We start from the raw sequence: 19,352 nt of genomic DNA, 5'->3' as shown, positions 1-19,352 counted from the left end.
CGCACGGGCTCAGCCCAGGGGCGGGGCGGGGGTGACGATGCCCGCGGCCGCGTCGGCGGCCTCGACCTCCTCGCGGCTGATGCCGAGGAGATAGATGATCGTGTCGAGGTAGGGGACGTTCACGGTCGTGTCGGCCGCCTGTTGCACGACCGGCTTGGCGTTGAAGGCGATGCCGAGCCCGGCCGCGGAGAGCATGTCGAGGTCGTTGGCGCCGTCGCCGATGGCGATCGTGGCGGCCTGCGGGATGCCGGCCTCCTGCGCGAAGCGGCGCAGCGCCTCCGCCTTGCCGGCCCGGTCGACGACGTCGCCGATGATGCGCCCGGTGAGGTGGCCGTCGACGATCTCAAGCTCGTTGGCCGCGGCGAAGTCGATGCCGAGGTCCTCGGCGAGCCGGTCCGTGAGCTGGGTGAAGCCGCCGGAGACGATGGCGAACTGGTAGCCGAGACGCTTCAGCGTGCGCACCATGGTGCGGGCGCCAGGGGAGAGCAGGAGCCGCTCCCACACCGCGTCCAGCGCGGTAGCGGGAAGGCCCGCGAGCAGGGAGACGCGCTCGCGCAGCGACTGCTCGAAGTCGAGCTCGCCGCGCATCGCCGCCTCGGTGACCCGGGCGACCTCCGGGAGACACCCGGCCTCCTCGGCGAGCATCTCGATCACCTCGCCCTGCACGAGCGTCGAGTCGACGTCCATCACGATGAGCCGGCGCCCGTGGCGCCAGATCTCCGCCGGCTGCACGGCGACATCGACCTGCTGGTGCGCCGCCTCGCGGGCGAGGATCGCGCGCAGGGCCACGGGGTCGGTGCCGGAGACGTGCAGGTCGATCGCGGTCACGGGGTAGCGCGCCATGCGCTCGATCCGGTCGATGTTGGCACCGGTGTCGGCGATGCGGCCGACAATGGCAGCGAAGGCGCGCGAGCGCAGCGGCATCCCGAGCACGGTGACGTGGCTGCGGCCCTCGCGGCGGCTGCGGTTGTCACCGATGCCTCGCTCGACCTCGACCTGCATGCCCAGGTCGTCTGCGACCTGGTGGACGGCGTCGCGCAGCGGGGTGAGGTCGCGCGGCGCGGTGACGAGCACGCCGAGCACCAGTCGGCGCCGCAGCACGATCTGCTCGATGTCGACCACCTCGACGCCGTACGGCGCCAAGGTGGAGAAGATCGCGGAGGTGACTCCCGGTCGGTCCTTGCCCGTGAAGGTGATGAGGACCGTCTTGGGCGCGGAGTCGTCGGGGAGCGGCAGTGGCGAGACCATGGCGAGGTGAGGCTATCGCTGGGCGTCTGCGGAGCAGGCAGCGACCAGGGCATGTCTCGCTGCCTGGTCGAGGCTGCGGAGCACCGTTCGCCGCTGTTCCATGGTCGCGACGTCCACGGCTGCACCCTCGTCGTCCAGCGCGAGCTCGATGACCCCACGACTCAGCAGTGCCTGGGCGATGACGGGGCCGATCTCCGGCGCGATGCCGGGCACCGCCAGGTCGACGCGCGGGCGGCGCAGGTCGACCAGCTCGTCGGCGATCTCCGGGCGCCACCGGGCGACGTCGAGTGCGGCCAGCGCCTGCGCGGCCTCGACCAGCGCGACCCGCAGCGCACGGGCGGCGTCCGGCAGCATCGGGACGGGCCGGGGGAGCGTGATCGGGTGGAGGGTCCAGGTCACCTCGTCACCCGCCCAGTCCGGCACCAACCCCAGACCCGATCCGAGGAGCACCACCCCCTCGCCGACCTCCATCACCGCGTCCGCGAACTTCCGCGGGCCGGCGATGCCGGCCGGGTCCCCGGGGGTGGCTAGCGCGATGCCGGCGCCCGTCGTCTGGCGCCGCAACCGGCCCAGGGCGAGCGCGAGAGGCTCCGCCGTACCGTCCTCGGTCACGATCGTGTGGACGCTGCCGTCCTCACCGAGTGCGTCGAGCAGGTCGTCGGTGGCGGCGGCCCCACGGACCCAGGCATCGAGCCACAGGGCGAGGAGCGCGGAGTCCGGCAGGTCGGCGGGCACGCCGTGCAGGCTATCGGGGCTCCGCAGGCGCCCGTCGGTGGCGTAAGTTGGCGGTGTTCATCTGCGGCGGTGTCCGTGCCCCGCCCTCCACTCCATCCCTGAACGCCCTGAGGAGACCATGGAAGCCGTGCTCGAGCTCGCCGACGTGACCGTTCGACGAGGTACGGCGACCCTGCTCGACGGCGTCGAGTGGCGAGTCGGTGCGGACGAGCGGTGGGTCGTCCTCGGCCCCAACGGCGCGGGCAAGACGACGCTGCTGCAGCTGTGCTCGGCGCAGATCCACCCCACCAGCGGCGTCGTCGGTGTGCTGGGTGAGGTCATGGGCACGGTCGACGTGTTCGAGCTGCGGCCCCGCATCGGCCTGACCAGCGCGGCGATCGCCGACCGGATCCCGCGGGGGGAGCGGGTCGCCGACGTGGTCGTGTCCGCGTCGTACGGCGTCGTCGGGCGCTGGCGCGAGCATTACGACGACCTCGACCACGAGCGTGCTGCGCAGCTCCTGACCGAGGTGGGTGTCGCCCACCTGGCCGACCGGACCTTCGGCACCCTCAGCGAGGGCGAGCGCAAGCGGGTGCAGATCGCCCGGGCGCTCATGACCGACCCCGAGCTGCTGCTGCTCGACGAGCCGGCGGCCGGCCTCGACCTGGGCGGGCGCGAGGACCTCGTCTCCACCCTCGCCGTGCTCGCGGCGGACCCCGCTTCGCCCACGACGGTCCTCGTCTCCCACCACGTCGAGGAGATCCCCCCGGGCTTCACCCACGCGCTGCTGCTGCGCAAGGGTGCCGTCGTGGCCGCCGGCCCGCTGGAGGAGACCCTCACCGAGCCGCTGCTCTCCGAGACCTTCGGGATGCAGCTGCAGGTCAGCCACAGCGACGGCCGCTGGGCCGCCCGCCGGCGCACCCGCGCAACGAGCTCCTGATGCCCAAGATCCTGGGCGACAGCCTCGAGGAGCACCGCGCCGAGACCACACGCCGCGTGTTCGCGGCCTTCGTCCGACTGGTGTCGGAGCACGGGTACGCCGGGGTCTCGATGTCCGACATCGCGCGCGAGGCGGGGGTGGGGCGCACGTCGCTCTACAACCACTTCCGCGACAAGGAGGACATCCTCCTCGAGTACGCCATGGACGAGACGTCGCGCTACGTCGCCGACCTCGAGCGGGCGATGTCGCAGGCTGCCAGCCCGATCGAGCGACTGCGGATCTACGTGCGGGAGTACCTGCACCTCGCCGAGTCGTTCCACTTCGGCCTCGGGCCGGAGGTGTACGCCGTGCTCTCGCCGGAGGCGGGCCGGCAGATCCACGAGCACATCCGGGTCGTCGAGGACGTGCTGCGTCGTACGCTGCGGGAGGCCTCAGCAGCCGGCGAGATCCCGCCCCAGGACCCCGAGATCGTGGTCCCGCTCGTGCACGCCGCTCTGCAGGGCCGTCGCCTCCCCACCGGCCCCGGCGCCGAGGAGGCCCTGCGCACGGTCGAGTCGTTCGTGCTGCGTGCGCTCGGCGCGGACTGACGGGGCGCGCACTCGCGCACTCGTCTCGCTCAGGCGGCGAGTGCGTAGCGGTGCGCTCGCGTCAGCAGCGCGCGGAAGCGGGGCGCGGCGAAGGTCTTCATCCGGTGGTGGCTGCGGCACAGTGAGTCGAGTGCCGATGGTCGGGTCTGACCCGGTGGCCCACCCTCGTCGGGTGGGACGTAGGGGTCTCGATGGTCCTTGTCTGCCGCCCGGGCTGATCGGGTGCAGCCGGGGACGATGCAGGTGCCGTCACGCAGCGCGACCTGCTCGGCCATCCAGGTCGGTGGGTCGTGTTGGTCGACGCTGGCGTCGTTGCTCATGTTGATCACCGGGGTGAGCTTCACGTCGCGTCGCTGCAGCCATTGCTGCACCAGGTGCAGGGTGGCGGGGCCGTAGCGTTCCATCCGCGCGCCATGATCGGCGCCGGTGTGTTCGCCGGTGCCTTCCCCCGTGGTGGCGAGGAAGGCGGCCAGGTCGTCGGCCTCGAGGTGCACGTAGACCGTGGCGGGCTTGGTGGCGCGCAGCTGCTCGGTGTCGAGCAGCTCGGCGGCAGCGTGGGGGTCGGCGAGGATCCCGAGCGCGGTCGCGCGCAGCGCCTGATGCGGCACCGGTTCGGCATCCTCGGGGGTGAGGCGCCGCAGGATCTGCGCGACCCTCTCCAGCGTGGCGTCGAGTGCTTCGGCGTCGGGTGCGTCGAGGCGGGCGAACACGTCTTTGAGGGTCGCAGAACCGGTGATGTTGTCCTTGTTGAGCCAGACGCCGCGCTTCTCCTGAGCGGCTGCTTCGCGGCGGGCTGCTTCGTCGGGATCGCACAGCAGCAGGGCGTCGGTGACGATCTCCTCGGTGGCGGCCTTGGTCAGGCGCCGTGTCGACTTCGCGATCAGCTCGTCGACCTTGGTGGCGACCTCGAGCGACAGGCTCATGGTCTCGTTGGCGATCTGCCGGGCCTGGAACGCGGGGATCTGCTCGGCCACGACGCGCTCCCACAGGCGCGGCAGCCGGTGGGCCAGCTCGACGGCTTGGCCCATGATCATCCGGCCGGTGTCAGGGCCGGCGCCCAACGCGACCGCGAACTCCAACGGCGCGTGCTCGTGGACCAGTGGTGCTCCGGGGCCGGCCAGCGCGACCATCCGGGGACGCTCGGGGTCGGTCCCCTCCACGACAGCGACGTCATGCATCGTTGGGTAGCGCTGGGCGATCCGGGATGCGGCGAGGAGTTTGTCGGTGGCGAACTTCGCTGCGTAGGCGCGTTGGCGTTCCATCAGCTCCAACAGCTCGTCGGCGTCCCAGGAGTCGATGTCGGAGGGGTCGAGCACGATGGAGTCGTCGGCTTTGGACGGCGCAGCATCGGGTGGGGGCGGGCCGTCGTCCCAGAGCTCCCAGAAGTCCTCGCGGAGGTCCTCCTCGAAGACGCCGTCACCGTGATCCATCTCACCATTCTAGAACACTTGTTCGATCCAGGCAAGGACTGCACCGCACCTGGGGACAAGACGAACGGCCCCGCACCACCACGGGCCTGTTCGGCTTTTAGTGTGGGTTCACGGCGCGCCTGTGGCGCATCGAAGCGCCCCCCGGTCCGATCGGACCGGGGGGCGCTTTCGCGTCTGCGCCTCCGAGCCGATGGCTCCAGCCTGCACGCGATGGGCGGAGCTCGGGGGCAGGTAGCGGTCGGGCGGCGTGTCGGCGAGCGCTACTCGAGCGTGACCGGCGCGCGGAGGAGCGTTCTCCTGTCGAGGGTGACGGCGACTAGGCCCGCGCTACCTGCACGTGCTCGACCGCTGGCCAGGCGAAGCATCAGAGCCCGAAGGCTCCGCCGCTGTAGAGGATGACCAGGCCCAGGCCGATGAGGACGACCGGGAACAGGATGTGCTCCCAGCGTTCGAGGACTTCGTCGATTCCTGGTCGGGTGGCGACGAACCTGGCTGCGACCACCAAGGCGGCGACGAGGACGAGGAAGACGACGCAGTAGGCGGCTGTCGCGGCGGGGCCCACGTTCAAGAAGACGGGGACGTAGACGCCGATGTTGTCGCCGCCGTTGGCGAAGGTGACGGCGGCGACGGTCCACACTGCGACGGCCTTGCCGGCGACTTTGGCGTCGTCGTCATCATCATCATCATCGCGCCATGCCTGCCATGCAGCCCAGAGGCCGAGGACGAGCGGGATGAGGCCGAAGTAGGGGATCGCGGCCTCGGGCAGGAAGGCTCCGGCGCCGAGCGACACGAGCACTGCCGCGGCGAGGATGCCGGCGAACCCCAGGTACTGCCCAGCCAGGATGCGCGACGTGGTTCCGGGCCGTCCAGCTCCTCGGGCGAAGAACAGCGACAGCACGATGATGTCGTCGATGTTGGTGGCGATGAACAGGCCGATGGCCTGCGCTGCGGAGGTCAGCATCAGGCGCCGGCCCCTTGGGTGCCACACCCGGGCAGGACACATTGCTGGTCGATGCAGGGTGCGCTCTCGTCGACGGCGAGGGTGACGTCGATGAGCGCAGTGAGAGCCCGGGTGAGGTGCGGGTCAGCGACGGCGTAGCGCGTGTGTCGGCCTTCGGGTTCGGCTACGACGATGCCGCAGTCGCGCAGGCACGCGAGGTGGTTCGACACGTTGGACCGGGTCAGGTCTAGGTCGCGGGCGAGGTCGCCGGGGTAGGCGGGGCCCTCCAGAAGGGCCATGAGTAGGCGGGAGCGCGTGGGGTCGGCCATCGCCCGACCCAACCTGTTCATCACGTCAAGACGGCTAGCAGTGGTCAGCATGTGCTGAATAGTACAGTGTGCGCTGAACATTTCTTTCATCGCGGTGGGAGAACGGGGGCGCGCGCTTCAACGCCGGCTGGGATGTCCGACTGGTTCGTCCATCAGCGCGGCAGGTAGGGGTTCGGGTTCACGCGCCCTTCGGGGCGGGCGAGGCGCCGGTGGGTGATGGTGCGCGGCTGCTGGGCCCGGGCGGTGGCGACCGCGGCCTGCTCGTGCCAGGTCATCCACAGTTCGAGCTCATCGTAGGCCGGGTCGGTCGTGCGGCCGGCGAGCACCGTCCCCGCGGCCTCCTTCGCTGCGGTCAGCCCGCGGGTCTCCGCGATCGACTGGCACGCGATCCGGGCCAGCCGCGGCTCGTGCAGGTGGAGGTCCTTGCTCATCGCGGCGGCGAGGTAGTCGTTCGCGGCGAGGACCCGGTCCTCCTCGACGGTGAAGGTGAACACCATCCAAGCCATGTACGCGGTCTCGCGCGGGTGGGTCGGTGACCAGCGGTTGATGCGACGGTCCTCGCGCTTGCCGAAGAGGCGGTCTCGGATGCCGGTCTTGGTGAGCCTGCCCTGCTCGCCGAGCACCGCGATCCGGGTCACCGGCTGGTACAGCGTGTCGCGGGGGCAACCGTGACCTTCCCAGCAGTCGGGGCAGGAGGGAGACCCGGACGGCTCGCACGGGGTGGAGGCTTCGACCTGGGCCGCTGCTTGGCCCACCAGCGCAGCGCCCGGGTGTGCGCGAGCGCGGGCGCGGCCGCGGGCGGGTCGGCACCAGGGCTGGAGGCGGTGATGAGCGCGGCGACGGCGCCGAGCAGGGTGCCTGCCTGGCCGGGCTCGGTGACGGTGGCCAGCAGCGCGACGAGTGGGTCGAACAGCGCGGCGCCGTTCTCCTGGGCGGCGAGGGTGGCTTCGGTGCGCAGGTGCGGGCAGCGCAGCCGCACGCACTCCACGGCCAGCTCCAACCACGCCTGCTGCTCGGCCGGAGTGCCCGCGTGGGTGAGAGGGGAGTCGTGGCGGACCAGGTGCTCGGTCGGGACGACGGGCGCTTCGCGGCGGCTGCGGATGTAGCCAGGAAGCTTCGGGTCGTGGGTAGTGCCCCGGGCGTGATCTTCGAGCAGCGCCTCGAGGCTGGCGTAGGCGAACGCCCCGGCGGCGTGAAGGAGCAGCTTGACCAGGGCGTCGGCGGTGGCGCGGGCGTCCGCGCGGGCGTGGTGCGCCTCGGCGTTGGCGACCCCGACGAGCTGGCACAAGGTGGCGAGGCTGACGACGCCGCGCTGACCGACGCCGGGCAGCCGGAGCAGTCGCGGCAGGGGGCTGGTGTCGATGATGGGCAGCTCGGGCAGCTGCTCGAGGCCGACGGTCACCGTCGCGTCCCCGGTTGCCCTCGCCTCGTCGAGCCGCTCCAACTCGCGGCGCAGCACCCGGATGTCGCTGCCGGTGTGGCAGACCAGCACCGCGTCGGGGACGGTGAGGGCGTCGAGCACCGCGGGCGCGTAGTAGCCGAAGCGGCGCTTGCGGGCCACGGCCTCGGTGGTGAAGCCGTGCACCGCGGTGGAGCGGGGGTCGACGGGCACGCCGGGGTTCATCTCGACGTACAGCTCGCCGTCGCGAACCCGTTTCCCGCCGACAACCGGGGTGATGGCCAGGGAGATGATGCGGTCGCCATCCCCGTCGGGGTCGCGGGTGTACTCGGTGTCGAGCACGAGGAAGGTGCGGGCGGTGAGGTGCTGGAACAGCTCGAAGCCGGCGTCGGTGAGCGTCACGGTCGCCCTCCGCTCTGCTGCCCGCCCTGCTGCCGAACGGGTGGTTGGGTGAGCCGCTGCTCGGCGAGCGCGGCGACCAGCAGCGGGTTCAACAGCGAGGAGTACACCGGTGGCGGCTCACCCTCGGCGCGCGGTGGCGGTTGAGCGTCGGCGAGGGTGCGCGGGGCGGGTGCCCACCCGCCGGCGGCCTCGTTGTCTTCGCGCAGCAGCCGGGTGACCTCGTCGAGGTCGGTGAACGCGCCCTGGGCCCGGGCGACCGCGAGATCGAGCAGGAAGTTCGTCCGGGCGAGGTTGCGGTACAGCTGCTTGCGGTTGTCCAGGAACGGCTCAAGCGCGTGCCGGATCCGGTTCTCGACCGCGGCGTTGGACGCCGGCAGCTGCGGCTGTCGGGCCAGGATGGGCAGCGCGGCCGCGACCCGGGGTTCGTAGATGCGGCGCTGCTCCAGCACTCCGGTCACGGGCGCCGGCAGCGTGGCGACGGCTCCGATGAGGTCGTCCCACCACCGTGTCCAGTCGGCGGGGCCGAGGTTGAGCAGCTCGTCGCGAGCGAGCACGTCGAGGTGCTTGGCCAGTTCGGGGACCAGCACGGTGCGCCCCTCGAGCTTGGTGGTCGCCCCTGGCAGCTTCCTCAGTGCGTCGCGGAGGTTGCGCTGGATGTGGAACAGGCTCGGGACCAGTCCGACGACCCCTGCGCCGTACTGCTTCGTCACCGCGTTGCTGATGGCTTCGGCGTTGTCGGCGACGATGAAGTCCGGGCGTTCGCCGAGCTCGTCCAGCACCAGCCGCCACGCCTGTTCGTTCGCGCGCGGGTAGGCGCGCGCCAGCCGGAGCCGGTACTCCCGACGCGGGTAGCTCATCGGGTCCTCGGCCGGGTGCCAGCGGACCTCGACGACCACCAGCAAGCTCCACTGGTTCCGCTCCAGGCGCCGCTGCTGGCCGCGCCGGCGACGGCCGGACAAAATGACCGGCTGCTCGTCGAGCAGCCAGGTGATGGGGGTGGCGAGCGCGGCGTTCGGTGCAGCGGCGAGCTGCTGGTCGTTCGCGGCGCGCTGCTGCCGGTCGCGGTCGCGCATCTGCTGCTCGACGGGGCGCCACAGCAGCGGTGCGTACTGCTCCACCAGGTCGGCGGCGAGGTGCCAGGCGGACTTGCCCTGCGCGGCGGTGTACGACTGCGCGGCCCCGGTCGCCTGCCCGTCGAGCAGCGCGCCGCCGCCATGGTGCTCGAGCAGGTGGCGGCTGGCTCGGTCGCGGTACTCGCGCATCATCAGCGACACCGCCGCGTAGCTGGCGCCCATCGAGAGCTCGTTCAGCGCCCGGGCGTACAACGCGAGCGTCCACGGGGTGTGCCGGGCGCCGGTGAGCGCGCCGCGGTGCGGGGAGAGCAGTTCGTCGCAAGTCGTGCAGCTCTCGACACCGACCTCGACGGCCTCCCGTGCCAGTGGCGGGGTGAAGGTGTGTGGCGCCGTGCCGTCGGCGGGGACACAGCGGTAGCGCTGCCGCTTCGTGGCGCCGCGGCCGTACACGCCCTGCCGGGTCACCTTCGAGACCGCGTGCTCGGGGCACCCCGGCGGGCGGTCGAGCGAGGTGAGCTGGGTGCCGGCCGCCGAGGCGAGCACCTGGAAGAAGTGCGAGCTGCCGTCGGGCCGGGTGCACCGGAACCGCCGCCAGGTGCCCGCCTTCGTCGTGCGCGTGCCTCGTCCCTGGACCCGGGCGTCGGCGTGCCGCGGGTCAGGGCACCGCTGCCTCGGTGAGCGTCCAGCCTCGACCGCTCCGGCGGCCGGGGTGGTGAAGAAGTGCCGCTTTCCGGTCTCGGGCAGGCACTCGAACCGCTGCCGCGTGCCGGCCGCGGAGGCCCTGAGCCCACGGCGGCGCACCCGGCTCCCCGCGTGTGACGGGTCCGGGCACTGCGGTGCTGCTGCGTCGGTCAGTTGTCCTCCTGGCGGGACGTCTCCGCCAGACAGCGTGCCGGCGCCGGTCCCACCGGCAGTGCCGTCCTCGAGGTCGCGGGCGGCAACCACCAGCGACCCCCTCCGAACGCGAACCGGCCCTCCCGGGCCCTGACCGAAGGGTCAAGGCTACCGGGAGGGCCGGACAAGGCGCGCCCAAAACCACACTAAAAGCCGAACAGGCCACCACGGGTGCGGGGCCGCTCGATGGGTTCGACTCAGCCCTGATCCACCGACGTTGTTTCTGTAGTGGTCGTTCTCGGCGCTGGCGGGTATCGCGGCGTCGTGGGCGTGCGGGACCTGCCGGTCTACGCCGGTTCTTCCACTTCAGGGTCCTCGGTTGCGCCCGTGCTGGGCTGGATGGTCACGTCGTGGCGGGTGTTGGTGGTCCGGTCGCGAGCGCGTGGAGGGTGTCCCACTGCTCTGCCCAGGGCCATCGGATCGGGAGGTGCAGGATGAGTCGGCGGCCGGTGGCCGCGATCCGGGCGGGGATGTTGATGATCCGCTTGCGCAGGGTCGCCCATCGGACCTTGGCCATGTTGGCGGCGACGGCGGTGGCACGGGCGATGTTGAACGCGATCACTGCGAGCGCGACCCACGCGGCGTTCGCCGCGTACTTCCCCGACGGCAGGTGCGCCAGGGCGCCGTCCTTGAGTTCGGCGATGACCTGCTCGACGATCGCGTGGTCACGGTGAGCCTGGTCTGCCTCAACGATGTCGAGGGTGGAGTTGGTGATGAACGCGTGGTGCCGGTAGCTGGCGAACAGCTCACCTTGTTCGGTGCCGTCGCCGGCGAGGGCCTGGAGCCGCTTGACCCGGCGCACAACCAGCCGGCAGGCCACGTGCTCGGCCTTGCGGCGGCCGGTGAACGCCACGAAGGCCACCTCGGCGACCTCCGCGTCGGAGATCCAGCGCTGCTCTGTCTCCTCCCAGATCGCGTTCGGATACTTGATCGGTGTCCATGCTTCTTGGTCGATGCCGGTGATTGCGGCGCTCACGCTGGGGGTCATCCGGGCGGTCACGGAGAACCAGGTCTTCGCGCGGATCGCGGTCCCGACGAAGGCCCATCCGTAGTAGGCCGAGTCGGCCCGGCACAGGATCGGGCCCTTCACGCCCGATGCACGGGCGGTGCCGATGGCCTGGGCCAGCAGCCGGCCGGCACCCGCTGCGGACGCGGTGTTGCCCTTGCGTAGCCGTGCCCGAGCGATCACGGGCGCGCTCAACGGCGTGGAGACCGTGGCGAGCTGGATGTTCAGCCCCCGCACCCGGGAGTAGCCGTAGGCGGCGCCTTGCTTGGCATAGCCGTGGACCTCGCGGATCGTGTCATCGACATCGATGAACGCGGTCTCCTCAGCGGCATCGCCGCCAGCGACCAGTCCTGGAACCCGGTCGGCGAGGCCGGCCAGGAGCCGGCCACCGACCGCGTCGAGCTGCTGCACGTGCCCGTGGGTGAAGGAACGTAGGAACGTGCCCAGCGTGGAGGGTGCCCGCACCCCGCCGAACAGCCGACCCATCCCGCCGTGCCGGAGTAGGTCCAGGTCATCGATGCTGTCTGCGCCCGCGAGCATCCCGCCCACCACGCTGGTCGCCTTCGTCGCCGCATTCGGCGAAGGCACCGTCAGTCGCTGCGCGAGGAGATCGTGCAGGCCGGCCGACTCGGCCAACCGAAGCGCCGGAACCAGACCTGCGGCCGACACCAAGTTCGGATCATCGAAGACGGGCCTGATCGTGTGAGAGGCTTTCACTTACGAGGTGTCCCTTGCTCGGCCCGGAATCGTGTGTGTGGTAACTCCGATTCTCTCGCCCAGCAAGGGCATTCTCGTTCTACGCCACGCTCAACTCTCCACCCATCGGTGGATCAGGGCTCAGCGCGCGACGCGCTGAACGGCGGTGGTGCGGGCGGCCTTGAAGTTCGCCGCACCCCGGTAGGTGACGACGACCTTGAAGTTGCCGGCCTTCTTGCGCGCCGGGAGGACGACGCGCGCCTTGCCGGCCTTGTTGATCTTGACGACCTTGGCGAACCCGCGCATCTGCACCCGAACCGTGCCGGCGGTGGGACGCACGCCCTTGACCGGCGAGCCGACCTGGATGTTCAGACGCACGCGCTTGCCGACCTTGACGCGCTTCTTCGCGACCTTGGCGACGACCCGCGATGCGGCCTTGGCGACGCGCAGGGTCGCGGTGGTCGAGCTCGGCGCAACACCGGTGTCACCGGCATAACGCGCCGTCAGCTGGTGCGTGCCGGCGCGCAGGCGCGCCGGGAGCTTCACCACCGCCGTGCCGTTGTCGAGGGTGGCGGTTCCGAGGACCTTGGCGCCCTGGAGCACCTCGACCTCGCCGCTCGGGGTGGCGCCGCCCTCGGCCGTCACCGTCGCGGTGGCAGTAGCAGCTCGACCGTAGGCCGCCGGTCCAGCGGCCAGGGTGATGGTGGAAGCAGCAGGCTCGGCCGTGGTGCCGAAGGTGATCGGGGTGTAGGTCTCGTACAGCGGCTGGGTTGCGCCTCCTCCGGGGTAGGTGTAGATGCCATAGTTGCCGCCCGCAAGGTCCTTCGCAGCTGCATCAGCCGAGTCCTTCGAGACCGTGAGAGTCGCCTCGAATCCTCCCTCGGGGGTCAGAACGATCCCGCCGTTGGCGGCGCCGCCGATCAGGAACAGGTTCTCGGCCAGTACGGCCCAGTTCACATCCGCCGCTGGCCTGCTGCTCCTCGGACTCCCGGATGACGGCGCCCAGTCGTCGGAGAAGCGGCCGAAAGCGATGTAGACGCCGCTTGGCCGACCGGCCAACGGGGGATGGGCGCCCTTAGCCAGCTCCGGGTCGAAGCCGGTGCCGGTGACCGTGATCGCGGCGGTCTCGTCAGGCAGGAATGCGGTCTTCGAGACCGACACCGTCGGAACGGCGGTCTCCTCCGCGACGGCGGGCGACACGGCCAGGGCCGGACCGGCCAACAGGCCGGCCACGAGCGCGACCAGCGTGCCGCCGACACGAACGCGGCGACTGCGGGTGCTGTTCATCGTTCTCCTTCTAGGTGGTGGCTCCCGGGGGAGCGCAGGGATCCGGGCGTCATCGACGCGCCGAAGTTCGAGGTGTCGTGAGCGCCAGGGCGACGGCGAGCGCCAGGAAGGCGGTGCCGAGGGCCCAGGGGAGGGCGGCGGAGGACGGAGCGGCGGCACTGCGCAGCGCCATCGGGCGCGCCGTGACGGACTCGGCCTGGCCGCCGTAGAAGGGCGTGGCCAGGGCCGGTAGGCCAGCGGCCAGGGGCGCGAGCGCGGGACCGGTGGCCGTGGCGGGCTCCGGTGCGCCGCTCGTCGTGGGCACACCCGTGTTGCCGCCGCTCGGGAGAGGATCGGGCGTGGGGACGGGCTCAGGGGTCGGGGTCTGCTCGGGCTTCGGCTGGGCGACCGGCGCGGACGCGCGGTAGCTGACGCTGACCGGCAGCGCGGCCTTCAGCCGGTCGGTGCTGCCACCGGTGGAATACCAGAACCCCGAGACGCCGGCGGGCTCGAGCCAGTCGATGAACCCGGCGGGGAACGAGCCCCACGGGCCGGTGCGGACCTGCGCGGCGTTGGCACCGCTGGCGTCGTAGCGCACCCGGTCGTAGCGCGGGGTGACCACGAACCCGCGTGCCCGGTCGACCCGGACCGCACCCAGGTCCGCAAGCACGACGCGCTTGCTGGGGATCGGCGTGAGGACGGACTCCTCGCCACTCACGGCGTCCTCGCGGCTCCCGGCGTACCCGCTCAGCGTGCCCCACAGCCGACCGCGGCCGTTGCGCACCCGCAGCTCGGGGTCGGCCACCGTGAACCGGGTGAGGCCGGAGTAGAACGCCACCGACCAGCGGCCCGACCAGCGGATCGTCGCGCTCTTGCGCGCGGGGTCGACGCGACCGGACCCGTGGTCGATGACGACCTGGTGGTCGCTGAACGCGTCGCTGCTCGCCGGCGCGACGCTTGCGCCCGTCGCAGTGGTGGACAGCCCACCCCAGGTCGCGAGTCGGTAGTCGCCGGCGGCACTGCGCTTCTCGATGCGTACGGCGCCTGCTCGCGCGCGCCATTCGCGCTGCGCCAACGGGCTCGAGCCCTTGGGGAGCTCTCCGGCGCTGAACAGGTTGACGGTGCCGGGCAGGTGCGCGGCGTTGCCCGCCTCGCGACTCATGCCCCACCGCAGCTGGGCGTTCTTCACCGTGAAGGGCTGCTTGCCCGCCTTCGGTCCGCCACCCGGGGGCGCCGGAGTCGGGTCGGTGGGTTCGGAGGGGGTGCCCGGCTTGCCCGGCCCGGGGTCCACCGGGTCGGGGTCGACAGGCACTGGCTCACTCGGCCCGGGCACGGTCGTCTCGTCGCCTACGGTGAACGTGACGGCCAGCGGCTGTGCGACCTTCAGCCGATCGGTCGCCGCACCGGTCGAGTACCAGTACTCCGCCGTGCCGAGCCGCTCCTGGAAGCGCACGAAGGAGCGGGGCCACGCCCCCCACGTCCCGGTGCGTACCTGCTTGGCCGCGGCGCCACCGGGCTCGAAGGTGACTCCGGTGTACGCCGGGGTCGCGCGCAGCGAGCCGCTCGACCCCTCTGCGCCGGTGGCCGACAGCTCGACCTTCGGCAGCTCGGCCAGCACGACGGACGTGGGTGGGATCGGGTTCCACACGTCGGCGTCGCTGGGCGAGCCCTCGTAGCCGGCCAGCGACGCGGTCACGACACCGCTGCCGTCGGCCCGCACCTCGAGGCGGATGCCGGAGACGTTGAAGAACGACAAGCCGGAGTAGGACACCACGCCGAACGTGGCATCCCAGCCGAGCGATGCACGACCGGTCGTGGGGTCGTACCACCCGGTGCCCTCGTCGATGCGCACCCGGATCTTGGAGACGCCTCCGTCGAACGGCATCAGCACCGGCTCGCCCTGGGGGGTTGTCGCGAGTCCCTCCCAGGTGGCCTCGCGGTAGGTTCCGCCCGCGTCCGGCTTCTCGATGGTCACGTTGCCGTGGGCGGAGCGCCAGGCGCTCTTCGGCATCTGCCAGCCGCCGCGACCGGGGTTCGGCACCTCTCCGGCGTGCAGGAAGTTGCGCGTGCCCGGCGCGAAGCCGGCGTTGCCGATCTCGTCGTTGAGGGCCCAGGTCAGGGTCGCGCCCGTGATGCTGACGCCGGCGGACTCCTCCTCGGCCGCGGCCCACGGGGGTACGACGACGGTCAGCGCGACCAGTGCGAGGACGGCGGCCCCGGCGAGCGCCGCCCATCGACGCGGGAGCGCGGTGGTCACGCGGCCACCCCCGTCGTACGCGTGCGCCGCATCGCGAGCAGGCGCCAGACCAGCACCGCGAGCAGGACGGTGCCGCTGGCGCCCAGGAAGATCCAGCCGGCGATGTCGCCGCCGTCGCTCGACCCCGACGCGACCGGTGCGACCTCCGCGTCGCCGGCGGTGTCGCCGGCCCGGACCGCGAAGTTCGTCGTCGTCGCGCGACCGCTCGCCGCAGCGGTCAGGTGGAGCTCGTGGGTGCCGGCTGCGAGATCGCCCGGCAGCTCGATCATGCCGGCGACGTCACCGCTGGTCCCGGCGGTGAACGGACCGGCAGCCGCGACACCGTCGTCGAGACGGACGAGCACCTGCTCACCCGGGCGCAGTCCGACGGCGGTGAAGGTCATGACCCGCCCGGCCATCGACGTGGCGGCGTCGATGCTGAGACGGATGTCGCCGTCCGGAACGGTGGTCACCGGCTGTGCACCCGGTGGCTGAGGGGTTGTGGCGGCGCTGGGTTGGGGTGCGTCGGCCTCGTCGGTCGTCGATGACGGGGAAGTACCGGACGCGGGAGCGTTGAACCGCACCGGGGTGAAGGTCTCGTTGTCGGCGTTGGCCACCCCGTGGGCGCCGAAGGTGATCACGCCGCACTGGACCTCGGTGCAGTCGACCGCGACATTCGCGCCGCTGCGGTCGGTGGACGTGAACCGCGCGCCGGGGATCGTGAGCTGGACCCGGAAGTCCCCGGCCTCGCTGAGAGCGCCGCCGTTGGCCTCGGCCGCCGTGGAGCTGCCGGGGAAGGCGACGTAGCGCAACCGCCCGGCGTTCTCGCGGTCCTCGGTGTCGGGCACGTAGCGGTAGTCCTCGCCGGTGATGCCACCGCGGCTCGGACGCCAGGTGCCACGGGAGGGGTCCGCGACCCACCCGAAGGCGACGTAGATGCCACCGAAGCCGGCCTTGATGGCGGTGAAGCCGCGCCCGCTCACCGTGACGGTGGTGGCGGTGTCGGGTGCGGCGGACGCCGAACCGTCGGGACCGGACACGCTCACCGACGCGGCTGCGTGCGCGGGGGCCGTCGTGCCGAGCACGACGCCGGCGACCAGCAGCAGCGCCGCAAGGATCCTGCGGCTCACTTGAGCACCTCCGAGTAGGCGGGCGCGCGCTGGGGGATGACCAGCAGCGCACCGGTGGTGGGGTGGGTGATGACCTCGAGCGGGTGGCGGTAGACCGAGCTGAGGAGGTCGGCCTCCAACGCCACGGCGGGCGGGCCGTCCGCGCGGACCCGGCCCTCGTCGAGCACGACGACCCGGTCGGCGTACGCCGCGGCGAGGCTCAGGTCGTGGAGGACGACGACCACGGCGCTGCCGTCGGCCGCCTCCTGGCGGACCTGGCCCATGATCTCTTCCTGGTGGCCGATGTCGAGGGCGGCGGTCGGCTCGTCGAGCAGCATGATCCGCGTCGACTGCGCGCGGGTGCGGGCCAGTGCCGTGCGCGCCTTCTCGCCACCCGACAGCGTGGGGAACGACCGCTCCGCCAGGTGGGACACGTCGGTGCTGGCCATCGCGGCCAGCACGACCTCCTCGTCGTGGTCCTCCTCCGGCAGTCCGCGCCACGGCGAGCGACCGAGCGCGACGACCTCCGCGACCCGGAACCCGAAGGCGACCTGGTGCTCCTGCGGGAGCATCGCCCGCGTGCGGGCCAGGTCCCGGGGACGCCACTTCGCCAGCGGGGTGCCGTCGACGAGGACCGCGCCTTCATCGGGCTCGACGTCACCGGCGATCACCGACAGCAGCGTGGACTTGCCGGCCCCGTTGGGGCCGACCAGAGCGGTGACGGTCGCGGGAAGGATGTCGAGGTCGACGCGGTCGACCACAGGACGGCCGCCGCGGCGTACGACGACCCCGCGCGCTTCGACCACGGCGCGCTGCGGGCCGGTCATGCCCAGGCTCCCGAGGTCGCCCTGGCGCGGCGCAACAGCCAGAAGAAGACCGGTCCACCGACGAGGGCGGTGAGCATCCCGATCGGGAGGTCGGCGTAGGTCACGGCGGTGCGCGCGACGAGGTCGGCCAGCACGAGGAGGACCGCCCCGCCCAGTGCGCTCGCGATCACGAGGACGCGGTGGGACGGACCCACGAGCATGCGCACGAGGTGGGGGACGATCAGACCGACGAAACCGATGATCCCAGCGAACGCCACGGCCGCCGCGGTGAGCAGCGCGACCAGCACGATGATGACGATCCGGGTGCGCTCGGTGTTGATGCCGAGATGGCGCGCCGACCGGTCGCCGAGCGCCAGCAGGTCGAGCCGGCGCGACATGGCGACCGCGCCGGCCAGGCCGATGAGCGCGGCGGGCGCGGCCGCGGCGACGTAGACCCAGCGCGTGCCGTTGAGCGAACCCAGCTGCCAGAAGACGATCTGCTCGCGGGACTGGGTGTCGCCGAGGAACATCAAGAGGGCGAGGAGTCCCGAGCAGACGGCGTTGACCGCGATGCCGGTGAGCAGGAGTGTGACGACCTCCGTGCGGCCGTCGGCACGGCTCAGCGCATAGACGAGCAGCGTGGTGACGAGCCCGCCGAGGAAGGCGGCGACGGCGACGGTCCAGGCGCCGAACGCCTCGGCCCCGGTCACGATCGCAGCGGCGGCGGCCACGGCTGCACCGGCGCTGACGCCGACCACGCTCGGCTCGGCCAGCGGGTTGCCGAAGACGCCCTGCATGAGCGCACCAGCAGCAGCCAGGCAGGCACCCACGAGCGCCCCCATCACGACGCGCGGGAACCGGATCGACCACAGCGCGACCTCGCCGCTCGGGTGGCTGGGCGTGGCGGGCAGCCCGCCGAGACCGCCCAGCCCGATGCGGTCGAGCACGGAGCCCAGCACCTCACCGGGACTGATCGCGAGCTGTCCACGGCCTGCGGCGACCAGCGCGATCACCACGAGCGCGACACCGAGGACCATCAGCAGCGCGCCAACCCCGCGCCGGCGGGGGAGCCCACCGTCAGGACGTGGGTGCACCCGCTTCGGGTCGGGCCGGCGTACGGCGGTCGGAGACACCGTCACTGGGCGTCCGCCGGGGCGTAGATCGCGAGGGCGAGGGCCTCGAGGACGTCGGCCGTGCGCGGACCGAAGCCCAGGATGTCGGCGTCGTTCATCGCCACGATGCGCCGGTTGCGTCCGGCCGGGGTGTCGGCGAGCGCGGGGTAGCGGTCGAGCAGCCCGTCGACCCCGCCGACCGACTCGAGACCCTTGGCCATGGTGAGGACGACGTCGGGCTGTGCGGCGAGCAGGCCCTCGTCGTTGAGCGGCCGCGCGCCGGACCAGCCGATCTCCGCGCTGATGTCGTAGAGACCGAGTGCCTCGATGAGGCTGTCGGCACCGGTGCCGGCGCCGAGCATCTGGTAGACGCCCGCCTGGCCCCGGACGTAGAGGAAGACCGCGCGGAGCTTGTCGGTCAGCTCGCGGGGTGCGATCGCGGCGATCTGCGTGCGGATGTCCTCGACCTCGGTGGTGAGGCGCGCCCCGAGCGTCTTGCCCTCCTCGGGAACGCCCAGCGCAGCACCGACCTGCTCGGCGAGCTCGGCGACGTTCTCGGTGGAGCGCGCGGAGTCGACGACGACGACGGGGATGCCGGCCTCACGCATCTGCAGGAGCACGTTCCACGGGCCGAGGCTCGTGTCGGTGATGATCAGCGTGGGCTGCACCTCCAAGATGGCCTCGGCGCTGAGGTCATGACCCGCGCGGGTCACCAACGGCAGGTCCCGGGCCTCGGAGAAGGTGGTGGACGTGTCGCGGCCGGCGAGCGAGTCGAGCATGCCCAGCTCGGCGACGAGCCGACCGAGGGTGCCGTTCAGGTCGAGCGCGAGCACCCGGCTCGTGTCGGTGATGGTCACCTCGGTGCCCTGGTTGTCGACGACGGTGGCCGGCAGCTGCGGCTCGACCGGCTCAGCCGGGGGTGCGATCGGCCGGTCCGCGAGGACCGCGACCTCGGCGCCCACATGCTCCTTGGGCGTCTCGAGGACAGTGGCCTCGGCCAGCGACTCGGTGCGGACCTCGCCGGTCGTGCTCGCTGTCGTCGGTGTGCCTGGGCCTCCGCAGGCCGTGAGGACCAACGCCAGAGCCAGCAGCAGCGTGGCGACGGCGGGACGTGGGAGCACGGACGACCTTCGGGACAGGGAGGGGGCGGCTGCGCCAGGTTAGC

At 72.0% G+C, this 19,352-nt stretch carries 17 protein-coding genes; 2 read left to right on the top strand and 15 right to left on the bottom strand.

Annotated features, from left to right (window positions below; genetic code table 11):
• Positions 1 to 9: 9 nt before the first annotated feature.
• Entirely contained in the window at positions 10 to 1,248 is a 1,239-nt protein-coding gene (gene serB, locus J2S59_RS14505; RefSeq protein ID WP_068123193.1) for a phosphoserine phosphatase SerB, read from the bottom strand.
• 12 nt (positions 1,249 to 1,260) lie between these two features.
• Positions 1,261 to 1,983 (bottom strand): Rv1486c family protein, encoded by a 723-nt coding sequence (locus tag J2S59_RS14500; protein ID WP_068123196.1) that lies wholly within the window; start codon positions 1,981 to 1,983, stop codon positions 1,261 to 1,263.
• Positions 1,984 to 2,101: 118 nt separating this feature from the next.
• Between J2S59_RS14500 and J2S59_RS14495 the strand changes: the two genes are divergently transcribed.
• Positions 2,102 to 2,902 (top strand): ABC transporter ATP-binding protein, encoded by an 801-nt coding sequence (locus J2S59_RS14495; protein ID WP_068123199.1) that lies wholly within the window; start codon positions 2,102 to 2,104, stop codon positions 2,900 to 2,902.
• Positions 2,902 to 3,489: a TetR/AcrR family transcriptional regulator gene (locus J2S59_RS14490; protein ID WP_068123202.1), complete on the top strand. Its 588-nt coding sequence runs from the start codon at positions 2,902 to 2,904 to the stop codon at positions 3,487 to 3,489. Before J2S59_RS14495 ends, J2S59_RS14490 begins: the two co-directional genes overlap by 1 nt.
• A 29-nt stretch (positions 3,490 to 3,518) precedes the next feature.
• Here J2S59_RS14490 and J2S59_RS14485 read toward each other — a convergent pair whose 3' ends face one another.
• The 13 genes from J2S59_RS14485 to J2S59_RS14425 all read right to left on the bottom strand — a co-directional run bounded on the left by J2S59_RS14485 (position 3,519) and on the right by J2S59_RS14425 (position 19,308).
• The gene (locus J2S59_RS14485; protein ID WP_068123206.1) at positions 3,519 to 4,919 is read right to left on the bottom strand and encodes an HNH endonuclease signature motif containing protein; all 1,401 of its coding nucleotides are present in this window, start codon (positions 4,917 to 4,919) and stop codon (positions 3,519 to 3,521) included.
• Positions 4,920 to 5,283: 364 nt separating this feature from the next.
• Positions 5,284 to 5,883: a cadmium resistance transporter gene (locus tag J2S59_RS14480; protein ID WP_068123220.1), complete on the bottom strand. Its 600-nt coding sequence runs from the start codon at positions 5,881 to 5,883 to the stop codon at positions 5,284 to 5,286.
• Complete coding sequence (gene cmtR, locus J2S59_RS14475; protein ID WP_068123217.1) at positions 5,880 to 6,239, bottom strand: Cd(II)/Pb(II)-sensing metalloregulatory transcriptional regulator CmtR; 360 nt, start codon at positions 6,237 to 6,239, stop codon at positions 5,880 to 5,882. Before cmtR ends, J2S59_RS14480 begins: the two co-directional genes overlap by 4 nt.
• A 101-nt stretch (positions 6,240 to 6,340) precedes the next feature.
• Positions 6,341 to 6,826 (bottom strand): hypothetical protein, encoded by a 486-nt coding sequence (locus J2S59_RS14470; RefSeq protein WP_068123211.1) that lies wholly within the window; start codon positions 6,824 to 6,826, stop codon positions 6,341 to 6,343.
• Positions 6,823 to 7,989, bottom strand: coding sequence for a 3'-5' exonuclease (locus J2S59_RS14465; protein ID WP_068123214.1), 1,167 nt, complete (start codon positions 7,987 to 7,989; stop codon positions 6,823 to 6,825). Before J2S59_RS14465 ends, J2S59_RS14470 begins: the two co-directional genes overlap by 4 nt.
• Positions 7,986 to 10,007 carry a hypothetical protein gene (locus J2S59_RS14460; protein WP_306825241.1) on the bottom strand — a complete coding sequence of 674 codons (2,022 nt, stop codon included), beginning with the start codon at positions 10,005 to 10,007 and terminating at the stop codon, positions 7,986 to 7,988. The genes J2S59_RS14465 and J2S59_RS14460 overlap by 4 nt, the downstream gene beginning before the upstream one ends.
• 292 nt (positions 10,008 to 10,299) lie before the next feature.
• Entirely contained in the window at positions 10,300 to 11,679 is a 1,380-nt protein-coding gene (locus tag J2S59_RS14455; RefSeq protein ID WP_370871479.1) for an IS1380 family transposase, read from the bottom strand.
• Positions 11,680 to 11,799: 120 nt separating this feature from the next.
• Positions 11,800 to 12,945, bottom strand: a complete 1,146-nt coding sequence (locus J2S59_RS14450) for an Ig-like domain-containing protein (protein ID WP_068124147.1) — start codon at positions 12,943 to 12,945, stop codon at positions 11,800 to 11,802.
• A gap of 49 nt (positions 12,946 to 12,994) precedes the next feature.
• Positions 12,995 to 15,181, bottom strand: a complete 2,187-nt coding sequence (locus tag J2S59_RS14445; RefSeq protein ID WP_068124149.1) for a hypothetical protein — start codon at positions 15,179 to 15,181, stop codon at positions 12,995 to 12,997.
• On the bottom strand, positions 15,178 to 16,290 hold the full coding sequence (locus J2S59_RS14440) for a hypothetical protein (RefSeq protein WP_068124151.1): 1,113 nt from the start codon (positions 16,288 to 16,290) through the stop codon (positions 15,178 to 15,180). Before J2S59_RS14440 ends, J2S59_RS14445 begins: the two co-directional genes overlap by 4 nt.
• A complete protein-coding gene (locus tag J2S59_RS14435) occupies positions 16,287 to 17,096 on the bottom strand; it encodes a heme ABC transporter ATP-binding protein (RefSeq protein WP_068124152.1) in 810 nt (269 codons plus the stop codon). Before J2S59_RS14435 ends, J2S59_RS14440 begins: the two co-directional genes overlap by 4 nt.
• Positions 17,093 to 18,214: a FecCD family ABC transporter permease gene (locus J2S59_RS14430; protein ID WP_246360576.1), complete on the bottom strand. Its 1,122-nt coding sequence runs from the start codon at positions 18,212 to 18,214 to the stop codon at positions 17,093 to 17,095. The genes J2S59_RS14435 and J2S59_RS14430 overlap by 4 nt, the downstream gene beginning before the upstream one ends.
• Positions 18,211 to 19,308 (bottom strand): heme/hemin ABC transporter substrate-binding protein, encoded by a 1,098-nt coding sequence (locus tag J2S59_RS14425; RefSeq protein ID WP_181642517.1) that lies wholly within the window; start codon positions 19,306 to 19,308, stop codon positions 18,211 to 18,213. Before J2S59_RS14425 ends, J2S59_RS14430 begins: the two co-directional genes overlap by 4 nt.
• Positions 19,309 to 19,352 lie beyond the last annotated feature (44 nt).

It is taken from the genome of Nocardioides massiliensis (genome assembly GCF_030811215.1).
GTDB classification, from domain to species: Bacteria; Actinomycetota; Actinomycetes; order Propionibacteriales; family Nocardioidaceae; genus Nocardioides_A; species Nocardioides_A massiliensis.
Note: the sequence above shows the minus strand (reverse complement) of the source record. Positions and strands in the feature narration are given on the sequence as shown.

What these genes read in the sequence shown, in the direction of transcription:
- serB (WP_068123193.1), bottom strand. Translation starts at nt 1,248, where the DNA reads ATGGTCTCGCCACTGCCGCTCCCCGACGACTCCGCGCCCAAGACGGTC.
- J2S59_RS14490 (WP_068123202.1), top strand. Translation starts at nt 2,902, where the DNA reads ATGCCCAAGATCCTGGGCGACAGCCTCGAGGAGCACCGCGCCGAGACC.
- J2S59_RS14495 (WP_068123199.1), top strand. Translation starts at nt 2,102, where the DNA reads ATGGAAGCCGTGCTCGAGCTCGCCGACGTGACCGTTCGACGAGGTACG.
- J2S59_RS14485 (WP_068123206.1), bottom strand. Translation starts at nt 4,919, where the DNA reads ATGGATCACGGTGACGGCGTCTTCGAGGAGGACCTCCGCGAGGACTTC.
- J2S59_RS14435 (WP_068124152.1), bottom strand. Translation starts at nt 17,096, where the DNA reads ATGACCGGCCCGCAGCGCGCCGTGGTCGAAGCGCGCGGGGTCGTCGTA.
- J2S59_RS14450 (WP_068124147.1), bottom strand. Translation starts at nt 12,945, where the DNA reads ATGAACAGCACCCGCAGTCGCCGCGTTCGTGTCGGCGGCACGCTGGTC.
- cmtR (WP_068123217.1), bottom strand. Translation starts at nt 6,239, where the DNA reads ATGCTGACCACTGCTAGCCGTCTTGACGTGATGAACAGGTTGGGTCGG.